The organism is Kitasatospora sp. NPDC092039 (assembly GCF_044756065.1).
Classification (GTDB): domain Bacteria; phylum Actinomycetota; class Actinomycetes; order Streptomycetales; family Streptomycetaceae; genus Kitasatospora.
Window position 1 is genome coordinate 348,570 of the sequence record NZ_JBIVSD010000002.1, and the last position, 20,134, is coordinate 368,703.

The following is a 20,134-nucleotide window of genomic DNA, read 5'->3' on the forward strand; positions in this document are numbered from 1 at the left end:
TCGGCCGTTTCTGTGACGGGGTCAGGAGACTGCGGTCCGGTAGCGGCGCAGGCTCAGCAGGACGGTGAGGACGAACACGGCCCCGAGCGAGGCGGCGATGGTGAGCGTGAGGTTCGGGGTGGCGGCGCTGCCGGCGGCGTCCGGGTTGCCCCACAGCCGCCGAAGGGCCGTCACCACGGCGCTGACCGGGTTCCACTCGGCGACCAGCCGCAGCCAGCCCGGCAGCCGGTCGACGGACTGGAAGGCGTTGGACAGGAAGGTCAGCAGGACGGTGACCAGCCCGGCGACGACGTTGATGGTCTCCATGTTCCGGGAGAACATCCCGAGCATCAGGCCGACCCAGAGCATCGCGTACATGAAGGCGGCGAGCAGGGCGAGCCCGGCGAGGACGGACAGCGGGCTGTTGTGCGGGCGCCAGCCGAACAGCAGGCCGACCACGGTGACCACGGCCAGGCCGATCAGCCCGACGACCAGGTCGCCGAGGGTGTGGCCGAGCAGCACGGCCGGTCTGGAGATCGGCATGCTGCGGAACCGGTCGACCAGGCCGCCGCGCAGGTCCGCCGCGACGGCGACCGCGGTCGGGCCGATCCCGGCCAGGCCGACCTGGGCCGCCACGCCCGCGAAGATGTACTCCTGGTAGCTGCCGCTGCCGGAGAAGGACAGCGAGCCCTGGAACAGGAAGCCGAGCACGATCATCGAGATGAGCGGGTTCATCACGATGCCGATCAGCCGGCCGGGCGCCCGGCGCAGCCGCCGCAGCCGCCGTCCGGCGACGGCGACGGACTCGACGAGCAGGGCCAGCGGGGCCGAACGGGGGCGGGGGGTGACGGCGGTCAGCATGCCCGGCCCCCGTCCGTGCCCTCGCGCGGATCCCGGCCACCGGCCGAGCTCCGGTCCGCACCCGTACTCCAGCCACCGGCCGAGCTCCGGTCCGCACCCGTACTCCGGCCACCGGCCGAGCTCCCGTCCGCACCCGTACTCCGGCCACCGTCCAGGCGGCGCAGCTCGGCGTCGACCAGCCGGCCGATGACGGCCTGCGGCCCGGGGTGCATCAGGTACTCGTGGCCCGCGGCGATCCGGTGGACGACCACCCGTCCGTTCACGTGCGGCTCCCATCGGCCGGTCTGGTCGGCGAGTTGGTCCGCGGTCCACTCCTCGGCGGCCGCGAAGAGGTGGAGGTCCCCGGTGAACCGGCCGGGGGCGAAGCGCTCCATCAGCGCGCCGTGGTGGCGCGACAGCCGCAGCAGCCGCAGCAGCGACTCCTCGTCGAGGTCGGCCAGCGGGCCGGCCTCGCGCCGGAGCAGGTCGAGCAGCGCGTCGCGGGTGCGGCCGGGGCCGGTCAGTTCGCCGCGCCGGTGGCCGAGCGCCTCCAGGGCGCGGAGCAGGAGTTCCCGGTCGTCCTGCCCGCTCTCGTCGCGGCCGGTGGGGCCGACGTACCCGTCCAGGTCGGCCAGGAAGTCGACCCGTTCGCCCGCCTCCTGGAGCCGGACGGCGATCTCGTGGGCGAGCACGCCGCCGTAGGACCAGCCGAGCAGCCGGTACGGGCCGTGCGGCCGCAGCCGCCGGATGGTCCGCACGTAGTGCTCCGCCGCGTCGCGGATGTCGGTGGGCAGCGGGGCGGCGGCGTCCAGCGCGGGCGACTGGAGGCCGTACAGCGGGTAGCGCGGATCGAGGTACCGGGCCAGCCCCAGGTAGGGCAGGCTGAAGCCGAGTCCGCTGTGCACCAGGAACAGCGGGGGCGCGTCGCCGTCCGGCCGGATCGGCAGGACCGGGGAGAACGCGTCCGCGGACTGTTCGGCGGAGACGGTCGGCCGGGCCCGCTCGGCCAGGGCCGCGACGGTGCGGTGCAGGACGATGTCCGCCACCGCCAGCCGCAGGCCGGCCGACTGCGCCCGGCCGACCAGCCGGACCGCCAGCAGGGAGTGGCCGCCGAGGTCGAAGAAGCTGTCGTCGATGCCGACCCGGGGCAGGCCGAGGACCTCGGCGTAGAGCGCGGCGAGGGTCTCCTCGACGGGGTTGCGGGGGCGGCGCGCGGCCCCGGCGGTGGCGAGGTCGGGGGCGGGCAGCCGGTTGCGGTCGATCTTGCCGCTGGGGTTGAGGGGCAGTTCGTCGAGGACGACGACGGCGCCGGGGACCATGTACCCGGGCAGGTGGTCGGCGGTGTGGTCGCGCAGGGCGGTGGGGTCGGGGGTGGTGTCGGGGGCGGGGGTGACGTAGGCGACGAGGGTGGGGCCGGCGGGTCCGTCGGTGCGGGCGATGACGACGGCGTTGCGGACGGTGGGGTGGGTGGCGAGGACGGCTTCGATCTCGCCGGGTTCGACGCGGAAGCCGCGGATCTTGATCTGGGTGTCGGCGCGGCCGAGGTAGACGAGCTGGCCGTCGGGAGTCCAGCGGACGAGGTCACCGGTGCGGTACATCCGCTCGCCGGGGGTGAAGGGGCAGGCGAGGAAGCGGGTGGCGGTCAGGCCGGGGCGTCCGGTGTAGCCGCGGGCGAGTCCGGCGCCGGCCAGGTACAGCTCGCCGGTGACGCCCGGGGGGACCGGCCGCAGTCCGTCGTCCAGCACGTACGCCCGGGTGTTGCGGATCGGACGGCCCAGTGTCACGACGCCGTCGCCCGCCAGCCCGGCCGCCGTGGACCAGATGGTGGTCTCGGTCGGCCCGTACAGGTTGGTGACCTCCTCGGCCCGGGCGGCCAGGGCGTCGGCCAGGGCGGGCGGTACCGCCTCGCCGCCGATCAGGACGCGCAGCCCGCGCACCGACTCGGGCCGGTGGAGCACGAGTTCGTGCCAGAGCGCCGGGGTCGCCTGCATGATCGTGATGCCGTCGCGTTCGAGGGAGGCGGCCAGCGCGGCCGGGTCCAGGGCGACGCCCTCCGCGCCGACCACCAGGCCGGCCCCGGACAGCAGCGGCAGGTAGACCTCCAGGCCGGCGATGTCGAAGGACCAGGTGGTGACGGCCAGCAGCCGGTCGTGGGCCTCCAGCGGGAACCGTTCCCGGACGGAGCGCAGCAGGTTCATCAGCGACCGGTGCTCGACCATGACGCCCTTGGGCCGCCCGGTGGAGCCGGAGGTGAAGAGCAGGTAGGCCAGCCGGGAGCCGTGCAGCGGCGCGGCCCGGTCGGGGTCGGTCAGCGGCCGGTCGTCCAGCGCGGCCAGCGCGGCGTCGACCTCGGGGTCGTCGAGGGCGACCGTGGGCACGTCGGTGCGCGGAAGCCGTGCGGCGATGGCGAGTTCGGTCAGCAGGAGGACGGGCGCGGCGTCGTCGAGCATCAGCCGGATGCGGTCGGCCGGGAGCGCCGGGTCGACCGGCAGGTAGCCGGCGCCGCTCTTCAGGACGGCCAGCTGCGCCACCACCATCTCCGCCGTCCGGGGCAGCGACAGGGCCACCGGCCGGTCCGGGGCGACCCCGAGGCCGACCAGGTGGCGGGCCAGGCGGTTGGCCCGGGCGTCGAGTTCGGCGTACGTGAGGGCGGTGGAGTCCGTGACGACGGCGACGGCGTCGGGGGTGCGGGCGGCCTGGGCCTCGAAGGCGGTGACCACCGTGGTGTCGGGGTCGTCGGCGGGGTCGTCGGTGGCGGTGTCGTTCCAGTCGGTGAGCACCTGCCGGTGCTCCTCGGCCGTGAGGACGTCCAGCCGGCCGAGCGGGAGCCCGGGGTCGCGGGCGACCTGGTCGAGCAGTCGGACCAGCCGGGCGGCCAGGGCCTCGGCGGTGGCCGGCTCGAACACGTCGGCGTTGTACTCCAGGGTGCCGACCAGACCGTCCGCGGAGTCGTCCTCGTGGCGGCTCTCGGTGACGGCGAGGGACAGGTCGAACTTGGCGCTGTCCCCGCCGACCGGCTCCTCGGTGACCGTCAACCCCGGGAGGGAGAGCGTCGGTTGGACGTTGTTCTGAAGGGCCAGCATGACCTGGAAGAGGGGGTTGCGGCCCATGGAGCGGGCGGGGTCGAGGACTTCGACGAGTCGTTCGAAGGGGATGTCCTGGTGTTCGTAGGCCTTGAGGGCGGTCTCGCGTGCGCGGTCGAGGAGTTGGGTGAAGGTGGGGTTCGCGCTGGTGTCGGTGCGTAGGACGAGGGTGTTCATGAAGCAGCCGACGAGGTCTTCCGTGGCGTCGTCGGTGCGTCCGGCGATGGGGGAGCCGATGGGGATGTCGTGGCCGGCGCCGAGGCGGGTGAGCAGGGCGGCGAGGGCGGCTTGGAGGACCATGAAGAGGGAGGCGCCGTTGTCGCGGGCGAGTTCGGCGAGTCGTCGGTGGGTGTCGGTGGTGACGTGGAAGGGGACGGTGCCGCCGCGGTGGGTGGCGACCTTGGGGCGGGGGCGGTCGAAGGGCAGGGCCAGTTCCTCGGGCAGGCCGGCCAGGTGCTCCGTCCAGTACGCCAACTGCCGTGCGGCCAGGGAGCCCTGGTCACCGTCCTCGCCGAGGAGCCGCTGCTGCCAGAGGGTGTAGTCGGCGTACTGCACCGGGAGGGCGTCCCAGCCGGGCGCGGTGCCGGTGGACCGGGCCGCGTAGGCGCGGGAGAGGTCCCGGGCCAGCGGGGTGGCGGACCAGCCGTCGGCCACGATGTGGTGGACCACCAGCAGGAGCAGGTGTTCCGTCGGGCCGGTGCGCAGCAGGGTCGCGCGGAGGGGCAGCTGGGTCGCGAGGTCGAAGCCGCGGGCCGCCTCCCGGGCCGCTTCCCCGGCGGCCTCGGCAGGGGTGGTCTCCCGGACGGTCAGCCCCTTCCAGGCCTCCGCTCCCAGGACCTGCTGGCGGGGTTCGCCGTCGGTCTCCGGGAAGACGGTGCGCAGTACCTCGTGCCGCCCGACCAGGTCGGCCAGCGCCGCGTCCAGGGCGGCGGTGTCCAGCGGTCCGGAGAGCCGGACCGCGAAGGCCATGTTGTAGGCCGCCGAACCGGGCTCCAGCCGGTTCAGGAACCACAGCCGCCGCTGGGCGAAGGACAGCGGCAGGGCCGCGGGTCGCGGTCCGGGCCGCAGCGCGGGCCGCGCGGAGCGGTCCTGGCGCAGGCGGCCGACCAGCCGGGCCACGGTCGGGGCCTCGAAGACGTCCCGGATCGAGACGGTCGAGCCCAGGGCCGTACGGATGCGGCTGACCAGCCTGGTCGCCAGCAGGGAGTGGCCGCCGAGGTCGAAGAAGCTGTCGTCGATGCCGACCCGGGGCAGGCCGAGGACCTCGGCGTAGAGGGCGCAGAGGCTCTCCTCGGCCGGGGTGCGGGGCGGCCGGGTGCCGACGGGGGTGAAGTCGGGGGCGGGCAGCCGGTTGCGGTCGACCTTGCCGCTCGGGGTGAGCGGGAGGCCGTCGAGGACGACGACTGCGGCCGGGACCATGTGGTCGGGCAGGTGGTCGGCGGTGTGGTCGCGCAGGGCGGTGGGGTCGGGGGTGGTGTCGGGGGCGGGGGTGACGTAGGCGACGAGGGTGGGGCCGGCGGGTCCGTCGGTGCGGGCGATGACGACGGCGTTGCGGACGGTGGGGTGGGTGGCGAGGACGGCTTCGATCTCGCCGGGTTCGACGCGGAAGCCGCGGATCTTGATCTGGGCGTCGGCGCGGCCGAGGTAGACGAGCTGGCCGTCGGGGGTCCAGCGGACGAGGTCGCCGGTGCGGTACATCCGCTCGCCGGGGGTGAAGGGGCAGGCGAGGAAGCGGGTGGCGGTCAGGCCGGGGCGTCCGGTGTAGCCGCGGGCGAGTCCGGCGCCGGCGAGGTACAGCTCCCCGGTGACGCCCGGGGGGACCGGCCGCAGTCCGTCGTCCAGCACGTACGCCCGCATGTTCCAGATCGGTCGGCCGATCAGGGTGTCGGCGCCGTCCGGCCCGGCGAGGACCTCGCCCCGGGTCGCGACGGCGCCGGCCTCCGAGGCGCCGTAGAAGTTGAGCAGCCGGGCCCGGGGCAGCGCCCGTCGGAACGCGCGGGCGGTGGCGGCGGGCAGCTGCTCCCCGCTGCAGATCCAGACCGCGCAGCCCGCCGCGCCGGACAGCTCGCCGTCCCGGAAGCCGTCCAGGAAGGCGTTCAGCAGGCTGGGGACGACGGTGAGCCGGGCGATGCCGTGCCGGCCGGTGGCCGCCGCCAGCTCGGGCACGCTGCGGGCCGTGTCGGCGTCGACCAGGACGGTGGAGCCGCCGGACAGCAGCGGCGCCAGCAGCTCGGTGATCCCGTCGATCACGCTGACCGGCGACTTCGCCAGGATCGCGGCCTCCCGCTGCCCGGGCAGCTCCTCGGCGAACCAGGTCAGCCGGTTGACCAGGGCGCGGTGCAGTCCGAGCACGCCCTTGGGCCGGCCGGTGGAGCCCGAGGTGTAGATCACGTACGCCGGGTGGTCGGGCAGCAGCGGGCGGGCGCGGTCCGCGTCGGTGGGGGCGGTGCCGGCCAGCGCCGCCGTGGCGCGGTCCAGCGCGGGGTCGTCCAGCAGCAGCCGGGGCAGGCCGGTCTCCGGCAGCCGCCCGGCGGTCGCCGTGTCGGTGAGCAGCAGGACGGGCGCGGCGTCGTCCAGCATCAGCCGGACGCGGTCGGCCGGGTACGCCAGGTCGACGGGCAGGTGCGTGCCGCCGGCCTTGAGCACGGCCAGCAGGGCGACGACCATCCGCGGCGACCGGGGCACCGCGAGCGCCACCGTGCGCTCCGGTCCGACCCCGAGGCCGATCAGGTGGCGGGCCAGGCGGTTGGCCCGGGCGTCGAGTTCGGCGTACGTGAGGGCGGCGGTCTCCGTACGGACGGCGGTTGCCGCGCCGACGGCGGCTCCGGTGCGGACGACGGTCTCGGTGCGGACGGCGACGGCGTCGGGAGTGCGGGCGGCCTGGGCCTCGAAGAGGGCGACCACGGTGGTGGCGGGGTGGCCGCCGGCGGTGTCGTTCCAGTCGGTGAGCACCTGCCGGCGCTCCTGTGCGGAGAGCAGGTCCAGCCGGCCGAGCGGGAGCCCGGGGTCGCGGGCGACCTGGTCGAGCAGTCGGACCAGCCGGGCGACCAGGGCCTCGGCGGTGGCCGGCTCGAACACGTCGGCGCTGTACTCCAGGAAGCCGTCGATCCCGGTCGGGGCGGCGAGCGCGTCCTGCTGTTCGGCCAGGAAGAAGTTCAGGTCGAACTTGACCGAGTCGGCGGCCGGCGGCTCGAAGGCCGCCCGGACGCCCGGCAGCGACAGCTCGGGGCGGGTGTTGTTCTGGAGCACCAGCATGACCTGGAAGAGCGGGTTGCGGCCCATGGAGCGGGCGGGGTCGAGGACTTCGACGAGTCGTTCGAAGGGGATGTCCTGGTGTTCGTAGGCCTTGAGGGCGGTTTCGCGTGCGCGGTCGAGGAGTTGGGTGAAGGTGGGGTTCGCGCTGGTGTCGGTGCGTAGGACGAGGGTGTTCATGAAGCAGCCGACGAGGTCTTCCGTGGCGTCGTCGGTGCGTCCGGCGATGGGGGAGCCGATGGGGATGTCGTGGCCGGCGCCGAGGCGGGTGAGCAGGGCGGCGAGGGCGGCTTGGAGGACCATGAAGAGGGAGGCGCCGTTGTCGCGGGCGAGTTCGGCGAGCCGTCGGTGGGTGTCGGTGGTGACGTGGAAGGGGACGGTGCCGCCGCGGTGGGTGGCGACCTTGGGGCGGGGGCGGTCGAAGGGCAGGGCCAGTTCCTCGGGCAGGCCGGCCAGGTGCTCCGTCCAGTACGCCAACTGCCGTGCGGCCAGGGAGCCCTGGTCACCGTCCTCACCGAGCAGTTCCCGCTGCCAGAGGGTGTAGTCCGCGTACTGCACCGGCAGCGGCTCCCAGGAGGGGGCCGTTCCGCGGGCCCGCGCCGTGTACGCCAGGGTCAGGTCCCGGGTGAGCGGGGCGGCGGACCAGCCGTCCCAGGCGATGTGGTGGACGATCAGCAGCAGCAGGTGCTCGGCCGGGCCGGTGCGCAGCAGGGTGGCCCGCAGCGGGATCTCGGTCGACAGGTCGAAGCCGCGGCCCGCTTCCCCGGCGGCCTCGGCGGGGCCGCCGTCCCGGACGGTCAGCCCGGTCCAGGCCTCCGCTCCCAGGACCTGCTGGCGGGGTTCGCCGTCGGTCTCCGGGAAGACGGTGCGCAGTACCTCGTGCCGCCCGACCAGGTCGGCCAGCGCCGCGTCCAGCGCGGCGGTGTCCAGCGGCCCGGAGAGCCGGACCGCGAAGGTCACGTTGTAGGCCGCCGAACCGGGCTCCAGCCGGTTCAGGAACCACAACCGCCGCTGGGCGAAGGAGAGCCGGCCGTCGGACCGGCCGTCGGCGGCGCGCCGCAGCGGTGGCCGCACCTCGCCGCCGCCCGCGAGTTCCCGGGCGACGCCGGCCACCGTCCGCTGCTCGAAGAGCGTGCGGATCGGCACTTCGGTGCCCAGCGCGGAGCGGATCCGGCTGATCACCTGGGTGGCCAGCAGGGAGTGGCCGCCGAGGTCGAAGAAGTCGTCGTCGATGCCGACGGCGGCCCGGCCGAGCGCGTCCGCGAAGATCCCGCCGAGGATCTCCTCGACCGGGGTGCGCGGCAGCCGGCCCGCCGGGGCGGGGGCGCTGTCGGGGGCGGGCAGGGCCCGGCGGTCCAGCTTGCCCTGCGGGGTCAGCGGCAGCTCGTCGAGCACGACGACGGCCGACGGGACCATGTACTCGGGCAGTGCATCGGCGACCCGCTCCCGCAGCGCGGCAGGGTCCGGTACGGCCGGGGGCCGGGCGACCACGTAGGCCACCAGCCGGTCCTCGCCGTCGTCGGTGCGGACCACGACGGCGGCCTGCGCCACCTCGGGCCGGCCGGTCAGCACGGACTCGATCTCGCCCAGCTCGATCCGGAAGCCGCGCAGCTGCACCTGGTCGTCGGCCCGTCCGGCGTAGTCGAGTTGGCCGTCGGGGCGCCAGCTCGCCAGGTCGCCGGTGCGGTACATCCGCTCGCCGGCGGGGCCGAAGGGGTCGGCGACGAAGCGTTCGGAGGTCAGGCCGGGCCGGTCCAGGTAGCCGCGGGCCAGGTTGCCGCCGACGTAGAGCTCGCCGACCACCCCGGCCGGGACCGGCCGCAGCGCGGAGTCCAGCACGTAGACGCGGTGGGCCCGGGTGGGCCGGCCGATCGGGGGCCGGCCCGCGCCGCCGAGCCGCTCGCTCACCGTGGAGGCGATCACGGCCTCGGTGGGGCCGTAGCCGTTGATCATCCGCAGCCGCCCGGACCAGCGGGCCACCACGTGCGGCGGGCAGGCCTCACCGGCGACGACCATGGTCAGGTCGGCGGGCAGCCGGGTGCCCTCCGGGAGCGCGGCGGCGACCACCGGCGGCAGCCCGGCGAGGTTCACCCGGTGGCGGTGGATCAGGTCGACCAGCGGCCGGCCGGGGACCCGGCACTCCTCGTCGGCCACCACCAGGGTGCCGCCGCCGAGCAGCGACAGGCTGAGCTCCCAGACCGAGGCGTCGAAGCTGAACGAGGCGAACTTCAGCACCCGGGTGTCCGGGCCGGCGCCGAAGCGCTCGATCAGGCTCGCCACCATCGCGGCGAAGCCGGAGTGGTCGACGGTCACGCCCTTGGGCCGGCCGGTCGACCCGGAGGTGTAGATGACGTACGCCGGGTGCCGGGGCAGCAGCGGGGCGGTCCGCTCCGCGTCCTGCGGGGCGTTCGGCGCCAGGGCGGCCAGCTCTGCCGCGGTGGCCGGGTCGTCGAGCAGCACCGCGGCGCGGCCGCCGTCCGCGAGCCGCGGGGCGAGGTCGCGGGTGGTGACCAGCACGGCGGGCCGGCTGTCGGCCAGCATGAAGGCGGTCCGGTCGGCCGGGTACTTGGGGTCGATCGGCAGGTACGCCGCGCCGGACTTGAGCGCCGCCAGGACGGCGCAGGTCATCTCGACCGGGTCCGGTACGGCCAGGGCGATGATCCGCTCCGGTCCGACGCCGCGGGCGATCAGCAGCCGGGCCAGCCGGTTCGACCGCTCGTCCAGTTCGCGGTAGGTCGTCTCGCGGCCTTCGAAGACCACGGCCACGGCCTCGGGCGCCTGGTCGACCCGGGCGGCGAACAGCGCGGGGACCACGGTCCGCGGGGCGGCGTCGGCCCGGCCGGCCCAGTCGCCGAGGATCCGGTGCTGCTCCTCGTCGGTGAGCAGCGGCAGCCGGCGGACCGGGACGTCCGGGGCGGCCAGGACGCTCTCCACCACGTGCGCGAAGCGGTCCAGGATGCGCACGACCTCGCCGCGGTCGTAGCGGTCGGGCCGGAACTGCGCGCTCAGCGTCAGCCGGGTGTCCGGGTACGCGAGCACCGCGAGGCCGCGCTCGCCGGCCAGCCGGGTCCGCGCGTCGCCCAGCCGCAGCTCGGGCACCAGCGCGTTGAGCCGGCCGACGTCGGCCTGCGGCTGGTTCTGGTAGCTGAACACGGTGTCGAACAGCTCGCCGGCGCCGGCGATCCGCTGCACCTCGGCCAGGCCGAGGTGGCGGTGGTCGAGCAGGGCGGTCTGCTCCTCGTCGATCCGGTGGAAGAGCTCGGCGACGGGCAGGTCCGGATCGAGCCGCACCCGCACCGGGAGCATGTTCAGGAAGAGGCCGACCAGCGACTCGATGCCCGGAAGCTCCGGCGGCCGCACCGAGTTGACCGCGCCGAACACCACGTCGGAGGCGTCGGTGAGGCGGCCGAGCAGCAGCGCCCAGCAGCCCTGGAGGACGGTGTTGAGGGTGAGGTTCTCGGCGCGCGCCCAGGCGACCAGCCGGGCGGTGAGCTCCTCGGGGAGGGCGAGGTCGACGGCCTCGGGCAGCCCCGGGTCGCCCGGGCGGTCGGCCGTCCCCAGCCGCAGCGGCTCGCCCAGCCCGTCCAGCGCCCGCTGCCAGGCGGCGCGGGCGGCCTCGGTGTCCTGGGCGGCGAGCCAGTCGAAGTACGCCCGGTAGGAGGGCGCCGGGGGCAGGGCGGACGGGTCGCCGCCGGTGGCGTACAGGGTGAACAGCTCCTGGGCGATCACGCCCATCGACCAGCCGTCCACCAGCAGGTGGTGCAGGGTCCACAGCAGCCGGACCCGGTCGGGGGCCAGCCGGATCACGGTGAAGCGCAGCAGCGGGGGCCGGGCCAGGTCGAAGCCGCGGGTCCAGTCCGCGTCGGTCAGCCGCTGGGCCTCGGCCGCCTGCTCGGCCGCGGTCGGGAGGCCGGACAGGTCGACCTCCTCCCAGGGCACCGGCACCTCGGCGGCCACGACCTGCCGGGCGTCCTCGGTGGACCGCTCGGGGAAGTGCACCCGCAGGCCGTCGTGGCGGGCCAGCAGGGCGGCCGCCGCCGCCCGCAGCGCGGCCGGGTCGAACGGCCCCTCGATGTCGAGGACGGCCTGCATCAGGTAGGAGTTCATGCCCTGCTTGTCGAACTCCGTCTGGAAGATCAGGCCCTTCTGGAGCGGTGACAGCTCCAGGGCCTCCCCGGCCGCCGCGGCGGCCCCGCCCCGCTGGGCGGGCGAGCCGTGGGCGGCCAGGGCTTCGAGCGCGCGGAACCAGGCGTGGGCGATGTGTTCGGCGTCCTCGTCGGCCAGCGCCTCCGGGGCCCAGAGCCAGTCCGCGACCAGGTGCGGCCCGTCCGGCCGGTCCTCGGTGACCGGGGTGGCCGCGAGCACGTGCCGCAGCGGCATCCGCGGGTGCACCCCGGTGCCGACGACGGCGTGCCGGGAGTCCGGCAGCCAGTCCCCGGCGCTCTCGTCCCGGTCGGTCTGGAAGCGGCCGAGGTAGTTGAAGCCGAGCTCCGGCACGCCGTGCCGGGCCAGCGCGGCGACGGTCTGCGGGTTGAGGTGGCGCAGCAGCCCGTAGCCGAGCCCGTGGTCGGGCAGCCGGCCCAGCTGCCGGCGCACCCGGCGCACCGCCGCGTCGAGCGGCTCCCGGGCGGCGTCGCCGAGGTCCAGCCGCACCGGGAAGACACTGGTGAACCAGCCGACGGTGCGGGAGAGTTCGGCCTCGTCGGTGAACGGCTCGCGGCCGTGGCCCTCCAGTTCGACGGTGACGGCGCCGGCCGGGCGGCCGCGGTGCCGGCGCCAGTCGGCGACGGCGAGCGCGAGGCCGGTCAGCAGCAGGTCGTTGATCTCCCCGCCGTAGCCGCGGCGGGCGGCGGCGAGCAGGGCCGCGGTGGTGTCCGCGGGCAGCTCCAGCCGGAGCCGGTGCGCGGTGCCGTACACGTCGCGCTCCGGGTCCAGCGGGCGGGCGCCGAGCGGCTCCCGGGCCGCCGACTGCTCGGCCCACAGCGGGAACTCGCGCACCCGCTCGGCGGCGCGGGCCTGCTCGCCGAGCAGCTGCGACCAGCGGCGGTAGGAGGTGCCGACCGGGTCCGGGTCCAGGCCCCGGCAGGCGGCGGCGAGGTCGTCGACCAGGACGCGCCAGGAGATCCCGTCCACGCACAGGTGGTGGGTCAGCCACACGAGCCGGCCGGGGCGGCCGGGGCCGGCGTCGAGCAGCACGAGCTGGGTCACCGTGCCGGCCTCCGGGGCCAGCCGGGCGCGGGCCGCGTCGATCTGCTCGCCGACGGCGGCGGCCAGCGCGTCCGGGTCGTCGGCGAGCGCCGAGACGTCGACCCGGCGGACCGCGTCGGCGGCCCGGACGGCGCCCTCGGGCAGGGCCTCCAGGGACCACAGGCCGTCGGCCACCACGGTCAGCCGCGACCGCAGCGCGGCGTGGTGGTCCAGCAGGACGGCGGCGGCCGCGGTCAGCCGGTCGAGGTCCAGGCCGGCGGGGGTGGTGAGCACCTGGTACTGGCTGTACTGCCGGGTGCGTTCGTCCAGGACGGCCAGGTCCTCGCGCAACTGGTGGGCGATCGGCAGGAGTTCGATCTCGCCGGTGTCGTCCGCCGCGGCGGTCGGGCGGGTCGCCGCACCCGGGGAGCCCGGCGCGACGAGCGCCGCGACGGCCGCGGGGGTGTGGTGGGTGCGGATCTGCAGCGGGGTGACGGTCAGTCCGGCCCGGCGGGCGTGGCCGACCGCCAGGATGGCGCTGATGCTGTCCCCGCCCAGCTCGAAGAAGTTGTCGGTGGGACGGACCTCCGGCACGCCGAGGACCTCGGCGAACGCGGCGCAGACGATCTCCTCGGCCCGGCTGCGCGGGGTGTCCGGCCGGGCCGGGGCCTCGGCGGCGGGCCCAGGGTCCGGCAGCGCCCGGCGGTCGACCTTGCCGTGCGCGGTCAGCGGCAGGGCGTCCAGGACCAGGACGTCGCGCGGCACCAGGTGGTCCGGCAGGACGGCGGCCAGGCGCTCGCGGACCGCGGCCGGGCGCAGCTCGGCCCCGGCGCGCGGGACGCAGTAGCCCACCAGCCGCTTGCCGCCGCCGGCGCCGTCGACCGCCCGCACCACGGCGTCCGAGACGTCCGGCAGCGCGCGCAGCGCCGCCTCGATCTCGCCGAGCTCGATCCGGTGGCCGCGCACCTTCACCTGGTTGTCCCGGCGGTCCAGGAAGACGAGCTGCCCGTCCCCGTCCCACACCACGCGGTCGCCGGTGCGGTACATCCGGCTGCCCGCCGGGCCGTACGGGTCGGGCACGAACGCGGCGGCGGAGCGGGCCGGGTCCGCCAGGTAGCCGCGGCCGACGCCGGCGCCGCCGACGTACAGTTCGCCGGGCGTGCCCTGGGGTGCCGGGAGCAGGGCGTCGTCGAGCACGTAGAGCCGGGTGTTGCGGACCGGGCGGCCGATCGGGACGGAGCCGCGCGCCGGGCCCCCGGGCCCGAGGTGGGCGTGGGCGACGTCGTCCGAGCACTCGGTGGGCCCGTACGCGTTGACCAGCCCGACCAGCGGGTAGCGGTCGGTCCAGCGCCGGCACAGGTCGGCGGGCAGCGCCTCGCCGGTCGCCACCAGGTGGCGCAGCGCGGCCAGCCGGGGGGCCCCGGCGGTCAGGTCCCAGGAGTCCAGGGCCGCGCGCAGCAGCGAGGGGACGACCTCCAGGACGGTGACGCCCTCGGTGTCGGCGAGGGCGAACAGCAGGTCGGGGTCGGCCGCGGTCTCCCGGGGCACCACCCGCACCCGGCCGCCGACCACCAGCGGCGCGAGCATCTGCCACACCGACACGTCGAAGGTGACGGGGGCGTTCTGCACCACGGTGTCGGCCCGGTCCAGCGCCAGGTCGTCGACCTTCGCCAGCAGGTGGTTGACCATCCCCGCGCGGTGCACCATGGCGCCCTTCGGCGCCCCGGTGGACCCGGAGGTGAAGATCACGTACGCCAGGTCCAGCGGGGCGCCGAGGACGGGCGCGAGGTCGTCGTCGGCGTCCCGGTCCCGCGCGGAGACCTCCAGCACCCGGATCGGCCGGCCGGCCGCGGCCACCGCCCGCTCGGCGAGCGGCCGGTGGGCGGCGTCCGCGACCACGGTGCCGATCCCGTTGTCGACGAGCAGGGCGACGGTCCTGGCCACGGGCGCGTGCGGGTCCAGCGGGACGTAGGCCGCGCCGGCGCCGATCACGCCGAGCACCGAGGCGATGAAGTCGGCGCCCGGGGCGACCAGCAGGGCGACCGGGCCGGTGCCGTCCACCCGGCGGGACAGGGCGCTCGCCCGGCCGACCAGTTCGGCGTAGCCGGTCGTGCCGCCGTCCTCGACGACCGCGACCGCCCCGGGGTGCCGGGTGGCGACCTCGCGGATCCGGGCCACCGGGCAGTCGAACTCCGCCGGGCGCTGCGGCCCGCTCGCCCGTCGCAGCCAGTCGGAGCGGTCCCCGGTGGCCACGGCCAGGCCGCCGACCGGCCGGTCGTCCGCCGCCTCGGCGAACCGGTCCAGGAAGTCCACCAGCCGGGCGAGGTGCCGGTCGATCTCCGCCCCGGTGTAGCGGTCGGGATTGCCGTTGAGGTGCAGCTCGATGCCGGCCCCGGCGGTCTCGACCACGGTGACCATCAGGTCGTCGATCAGCCCGGTCGACAGGTTGACCACCCGGGCGGTGCACGGGCCGAGGGCCAGCTCGGTCTGCTGCGGCAGCAGGTTGACGAACGGTCCGAACGGCCGCCGGTCGTCGCTGCGCAGCCCCATGGCACGGCGGATCGCGCTGACCCGGTGGCGCTGGTGGCGGAGCACCTGGGCGAGTTCCCGGGAGGTCCGCCGCAGCAGGCCCGCCTTGGTCAGGGTGGGGCGGACGGGCACCCGCAGCGGCAGGTAGTTGGCCAGCATCCCGGGGATCGACCGCTCGTGGGCGGTCAGCCGGGCGGTCACCGGCAAGGTCAGCAGGACGTCCTCGACGCCGGTCATCCGCTGGGTGTACACCGCGACCGCGGCCATCACCGCGGTCGGCCAGGTGACGTCCGCGCGGCCGGCGGTGGCGCGCAGGCGGGCGCAGGTGGCGGGGGACAGGGCGGCGGTGCGGCGCAGGAAGCCGCGCGGCGGGGCCGCCGGGGGCTCCCGGTGGGAGAGGTCGGCCGGCTCCGGCGGCTCGGGGAACCGGCGCTGCCAGAACTCCGCGTCCCGCCGGGCCCGTTCGGAGCCGCGGTGGGCCGCCTCGGCGGCGAGCAGGTCGGCCAGCGGGGGCAGCGCCGGGCCGGTGTCGCCGCCGTCGGCCCCGTACAGTTCGGCCAGCCGGCGCCAGAGGACCACCTGGCTGAAGCCGTCGCACAGCAGGTGGTGGACGGAGAGGTAGAAGAACGCCCGCTCCGGGCCGAGGGTGAGCACGGCGAGCCGGAACAGCGGGAAGCCGGCGGGGTCGTACGGCTTCGCCAGGTCCGCGTCCATCCAGCCGGCAGCCGCCGCCGACGGGTCGGCCTCGGCGCTGAAGTCGACTTCGTCGAGCGGGAGTCCGGCGATCTCGCGCAGGCGCTGGCGGGGCTCGCCGTCGACGTCGAGGAACTGCGCGCGCAGGCACTGCGCCTCCTCGACCAGCCGGGCCAGCGCGGCGCGGAAGCGGGCCCGGTCCAGCGGGCCGCGGACGTCCAGGTAGCCGGCCGAGTTGTATGCGTTGTTCCCGTCCGGCCCCTGGACGTCCAGCCAGATCTCGGTCTGGCCGGCCGTCAGCGGCAGCGTGGTCCCCAGGACCGATGTCATCACAGGCTCCCCACGGAGGTCGGGCCGATCGAGGCGAGGCCGGTGCCGGGCGGCGGCGCCGCCGCGCCGTCCAGGGCGTCCGGGCCGAAGGAGTCCAGCACCCACGCGTCGTCGTAGACGGTGTCCAGGTAGCGTTCGCCGAGGTCGGGCGCGATGGCCACCGCCGTCAGCTCCTCGTCCGGCCGGTTGGCGCGCAGCCAGCGGGTGGCCCCGCTGAGCACCGTGCCGGTCGAGCCGCCGAGCAGGAAGCCCTCGCGCAGCAGGGCGCGGCAGGCCCGGACGGTGTCGGTCTCCGGGACCAGCACGGTGTCGTCCACGTAGGACTCGTCGAGGATCGGCGGCCGGACGCTGGTGCCGATGCCCGGGATCAGCCGGCCGCGCGGCTCGTGGCCGAAGTTGACCGAGCCGACGGCGTCGATCGCGACGATCGTCACCCCGGGGTTGTTCTCCCGGAAGTACCGGGCGCAGCCCATCAGGGTGCCGGTGGTCCCGGCGCCGACGAACAGCACGTCCAGCTCCGGGAAGGCCTTGGCGATCTGCGGCCCGGTGGTGCGGTAGTGGGCGGTCCAGTTGCCCGGGTTGGCGTACTGGTTCAGCCAGTGGAAGTCCCGGTGCTCGGCGCACAGCCGGGTGACCAGGTCGAGCCGGGCGCCGAGCAGGCCGCGCTGCGGGTCCGGCTCGGTCACCACCCGCACGTCGGCGCCCAGGCGCTGCATCAGCCGCCGGGAGACGGAGGTGCAGCGGGAGTCGGTGACGCAGACGAAGGTGAGCCCCCGGCTGGCCGCGACGAGGCTGAGCGCCACGCCGAGGTTGCCGGAGGAGCTCTCCACGACCGTCATCCCCGGCCGCAGCTGCCCGGACCGGAGGGCGGAGTCCACCATCTCGCTCGCCGCCCGCAGCTTGACCGAGCCGGCGAAGTTGAACCCCTCGCACTTGAGGTACAGCGGACGGCCGACCATCCGTCGGAGGTCGACGTACAGGTCCTCGACGTCGAATTCCTGCGGTGTCGTGATAACTGGCATGCGTCTACTCCCACCCGGTCGTTCCGTGGTAGCGGGTGCCCAATCGGTCCGAAGCGATGGCCCCATGGTTTCCGAACGCGCTGACGTCGCACTGATCCGCAGCTGATGGGGCGAAAGCCCTGGTCCGAGCCTCAGGGCCGGTCGTCGGCCGCGCCCGGGGCGCGCCCGACCTTCCCGGTGAGCAGCCCCTGGAAGAGGTTCAGTCTGTGGATGTTGGCGGCGCCCTCGAGGAACTCCATCGCCCGGGCGTCGCGGGCGAGTTTGTCCAGCACCGGGTGCGCCAGCCGGGCGCCGGGCCCGAAGAACCCGCAGGCCGCCAGCGTCACGTCCTCCGCGAGCCGGGCGGCGCGCAGCTTGGCGGCCGAGGCGAGGTGCCCGTCGGCCGGCCGGGCGTCGACCGCCGCGGCGGCGTTCAGCACCAGGTGGCGGACGGCGTCGATCCGGCGGCCGAGCGCGTCCAGCCGCTCCCGCTCGGCGGTGCGCAGCGGGCCGCGGTGCTCGGCCACGTAGTCGTGGGCCGCGCGGGCGATGCCCACCGCGATCGCCGCGACGCCGGGGCGCAGCAGGTTGAAGGTCTGGACGAAGGCCCACACCCCGCGCCGGCTGGCCGGGAGGTGGCGGCCGAGGAACCGCTCCTCGGGGACGGCCACCGAGTCCAGCCGGATCGAGCTGATCCGGGCGCCGCGCAGCCCCAGCATGTCCAGCGGTTCGGCGTGGAACCCGGGGGTCGCGGTGTCGACCAGCACGGCGGTGATGCCGAGCGGCCCGGGCCGGGTGCGGGCGAAGACCACCGCGAGCCGGGCCCGCGAGGCGTTGCCGACGTAGCGCTTCTCGCCGTTCAGCAGCGCCCCGCCCGGGGCGGGGGTCAGCGCGGTGGTCAGGGCCGTCGCGTCCGAGCCGCGGTCCGGTTCGGTCAGCGCGAAGCAGGTCCACAGCGGTTCGCTCAGCATCCGGCCGTAGAACCACTGCTTCTGCCGTTCGTCGGCGCACAGGCCGACCGCGACGCCGGCCAGGAACGGCCCCGGGGAGGCGACCATCGAGCCGACGTCGGCGCGGGCGAGCTCCTCCATGACGACCGCGCGCTCCAGCGCCGAGTCGCCGCAGTGGCGGTGCCCGTCGATCTTCTCCGGCTCGTTCCCGTACTCGGCCGGGATGCCCATCGTCGCGAGGTAGCGGACGGCCGGGAGGTCCAGGTGGTGCCGGATGGCCTCCGGGTCGCGGTCGATCTCCAGCGCGAGCGGGCGCAGGTCGGCGCCCCACTCGCGCACCCGGGCGCGCAGCGCGGCCAGGTGCCCGTCCGGCCCGGTCACCGCGGCTCCTCCCCGGTCACGAAGACCTCCGCCACCAGCTCCGACAGGTAGCAGGGCATCCCGGGGCCGTCCCGCAGGTAGCCGCTGGCGCCCAGCAGCCGGACCTGCTCGCGGTCGGCCGCGGTGATCCGGGCGTGCAGGTCCGCCAGCACCGCGGCGGACAGGTCGCCGGGGCCGGCGCCGGACAGCACCGCCTGGACCTCCAGGTGGTCGGCCACCGCCTCGGCGACGGTGCCCTTCACCAGCTGCTGCTGCAGCAGGTACGTGTCGCCGCTGCGGCGCCGGCCCAGGTAGCCCAGGCACTCCGAGCGCAGCGACTCCGACAGCCCGAGCCGCACCCAGGCCAGGCCCAGCACGAAGGCGGAGCCGGCGTCCCGTTCGGCCGCGCTGCGCCCGGCCGACGGCGGGGCGCTCGTGACGGCGGCGGCGACCACCTCGCCGCCGGGCAGCGGGGTGCGCGACAGCACGGCCTCGTCGCCGGGGCGGCGCGGCCGGGTGGTGCCGTCGACCCAGAGCCAGTCGGCCGCGGCGAAGGTCCCGGCGTCGGCGACGGTGTGCCCGCCGGGACCGCAGGGCAGCAGGCCGGGCGTCAGGGAGGAGCCGAGCAGCCGCAGCGCCGGGGCGAGGCCCTGGTGCCGGGCGGCGTCCCGGCAGCGGGTCCACAGGCCCGCGTCCTGCCGCGTCACGGTGGTCATCGACCGCCCCGTTCGATCAGGCAGACGGCGAGGTCGCCGGTGTCGGGCTCGTGGTCGACGACGACGATCCGCTGCTCCCGGCCGGCCGACCAGGCGGGGTCGGCGGCGAGGGCGGTGAGCGCGCCGGAGGCCGGGTGGCCCGGCGGGGTGCGCACGATCCGGCCGGGGTGGCCCGGCAGGTCGCGCGCGGGGTCGACGGCGGCGCCGGCGACCACCGGGCAGCCGGTGGCGTCCAGGTCGGCCAGGGCGGTGCGGACGGCCGCCGCCACGTCGTCCGGGCCGGTGCCGGTGCGCTGCCACAGGGTGAGCCGGCCGAGGGAGCCGGTGTCGGTCAGCAGCAGCGCGAGACCGGCGTCGCCGGCGAGTTCCCGTCCGCTCTCGTACGGGAAGGTGGCCTGGTCGAGCACGAACAGCGCGACCCTGCGGTGGCCGTGCCGCCGGGCGTAGGCGGCGGCCAGCCGCAGCGCGGCGAAGGGGGCGTTGGAGCCGCACTCGGAGACGGTGAAGGACAGCGGGCCGCCGGGGACGAGCTCGGACAGGGCGGTGACCGCGGCGAGCCGGCAGTCCAGGTCCGGGGTGGCGTGGGCGACCACCGCCAGGTCGACCGGCGTGCCCCGGGCGTCGCGCGGGGCCGACGGGTCCGACGGCCCGAGCCCGGCGAGCAGTTCCCCGGCCATCGCGGCGAAGGTGTTCCCGGCCGCGTCCTGGACCAGGTCCGGCCGGTGGTCGACGCCGTAGGCCGCCGTCAGGTCGGCGAAGTGGCGCCGGGAGAAGGCGTCGTCGATCCGTGCCGAGCCCGGCGGGAACCTCCGGTGGGTGATCGCGGCGAGCCCGAGCGGGAAGACGGCGGGCGCCTCCCAGGGGCCCTTCGTCGGTGCGGTCCGGACCGGCATCCTCAGCCGTCCAGTTCCGTGGCCACGAAGTCGGCCAGCGAGCGCACGCTCGCGAAGTGGGCCATCTCCAGGGAGTCGGTGTCGAACTCGACGTCCAGTGACTCCTCCAGCCGCATCAGCAGCTCGAAGACGCCGGTCGAGTCGAGGCCGAGCTCGTCGAAGAGCCGGGACTCCTCGGTGAGTTCGGGCAGGTCGTAGTCGAGCACCTCGCCGAGGGCGGCGGAGATCTCGGTGACGATCCGCGCGCGGTCCGTGCCGGTCGCTCCGGTCATGGTCAGCACTCCTTCCGGTGGGTGGGCGGGGGGGTTCTCGGGCGCGGAT

Annotated in this window: 7 protein-coding genes; all 7 read right to left on the reverse strand. The window is 75.9% G+C overall.

All coding sequences use genetic code 11. The annotated features are described in order from the left end of the window. Window positions 1-21: 21 nt before the first annotated feature. The 7 genes from ACIQI7_RS04910 to ACIQI7_RS04940 all read right to left on the reverse strand — a co-directional run bounded on the left by ACIQI7_RS04910 (window position 22) and on the right by ACIQI7_RS04940 (window position 20,085). Window positions 22-840 carry an ABC transporter permease gene (locus ACIQI7_RS04910; protein WP_401105190.1) on the reverse strand — a complete coding sequence of 273 codons (819 nt, stop codon included), beginning with the start codon at window positions 838-840 and terminating at the stop codon, window positions 22-24. Beyond that, window positions 834-15,893 carry an amino acid adenylation domain-containing protein gene (locus ACIQI7_RS04915; protein WP_401105192.1) on the reverse strand — a complete coding sequence of 5,020 codons (15,060 nt, stop codon included), beginning with the start codon at window positions 15,891-15,893 and terminating at the stop codon, window positions 834-836. The genes ACIQI7_RS04910 and ACIQI7_RS04915 overlap by 7 nt, the downstream gene beginning before the upstream one ends. Then, entirely contained in the window at window positions 15,893-16,915 is a 1,023-nt protein-coding gene (gene sbnA / locus ACIQI7_RS04920; RefSeq protein WP_401105194.1) for a 2,3-diaminopropionate biosynthesis protein SbnA, read from the reverse strand. Before sbnA ends, ACIQI7_RS04915 begins: the two co-directional genes overlap by 1 nt. Before the next feature lie 131 nt (window positions 16,916-17,046). After that, window positions 17,047-18,225, reverse strand: a complete 1,179-nt coding sequence (locus tag ACIQI7_RS04925) for an acyl-CoA dehydrogenase family protein (protein ID WP_401105196.1) — start codon at window positions 18,223-18,225, stop codon at window positions 17,047-17,049. Next, window positions 18,222-18,920: a hypothetical protein gene (locus ACIQI7_RS04930; RefSeq protein ID WP_401105198.1), complete on the reverse strand. Its 699-nt coding sequence runs from the start codon at window positions 18,918-18,920 to the stop codon at window positions 18,222-18,224. The genes ACIQI7_RS04925 and ACIQI7_RS04930 overlap by 4 nt, the downstream gene beginning before the upstream one ends. Continuing rightward, window positions 18,917-19,813: a hypothetical protein gene (locus tag ACIQI7_RS04935; protein ID WP_401105200.1), complete on the reverse strand. Its 897-nt coding sequence runs from the start codon at window positions 19,811-19,813 to the stop codon at window positions 18,917-18,919. Before ACIQI7_RS04935 ends, ACIQI7_RS04930 begins: the two co-directional genes overlap by 4 nt. 2 nt (window positions 19,814-19,815) lie before the next feature. Beyond that, a complete protein-coding gene (locus tag ACIQI7_RS04940; RefSeq protein ID WP_387751226.1) occupies window positions 19,816-20,085 on the reverse strand; it encodes an acyl carrier protein in 270 nt (89 codons plus the stop codon). Window positions 20,086-20,134 lie beyond the last annotated feature (49 nt).